This is a genomic window from Vibrio sp. 1727, assembly GCF_033344415.1.
Lineage (GTDB): Bacteria > Pseudomonadota > Gammaproteobacteria > Enterobacterales > Vibrionaceae > Vibrio > Vibrio alginolyticus.
This window is the reverse complement of the sequence record NZ_JAWPOT010000502.1, coordinates 1-575: the sequence shown is the minus strand read 5'-3', so window position 1 is coordinate 575 and position 575 is coordinate 1. Positions and strand designations below refer to the sequence as shown.

Annotated in this window: 1 protein-coding gene; it reads right to left on the bottom strand. The window is 52.5% G+C overall.

From position 1 onward, the window contains the following. Positions 1-575, bottom strand: a 575-nt coding sequence (locus R8O10_RS26600) for an EAL domain-containing protein (RefSeq protein WP_318192148.1), incomplete at both ends; no start/stop codon positions are given.

The window sequence follows — 575 nt, the reverse complement described above, 5'->3', positions numbered from 1 at the left end:
CGCAACTTCGTCATGTTTTCCAGAGTCGTTGGTGCGCTATCAATAATGCGCGACTCGGTGATCTCTAACGTGAGGTTTTTGGCGGGCAGCTTGGTGACATCCAGCACTCGTGTCACGGTGTCGACAAACGCCGGACAGGAGAGCTGATTGACCGAGATGTTCACGTGCAATTGGAAGTCTGACGGCCACTGTTTGTTCTCGATGGCTTTGTATGTGTCTCGGCACGCTTGCAGCAAGATTTGTTGGCCAATGGCTTTGATCATGCCGCTTTCCTCCGCGATTGGGATGAAATCTAATGGTGAGATCATACCGCTTTCGCTATTCCAGCGAGCTAGGGCTTCGGCGCCACATACGTTACCACTCGCGAGATCGATGATCGGCTGATAATGAGGCACAAATTCGCGCTTGTCGATGCCCGTTTGCATCTTCGTGAGCAGCTGAGTACGAAACTTCGATGCGCTCGCGAGTTCTGGGCTGTAGTAACAAATGCCCGTCAGTGGATCTTGCTTCGCGTAGCTCAGAGCAATGCTGGCATTGCGTAGCCAAAGCGGCATGTTCTCACCATGCTTGGTTTG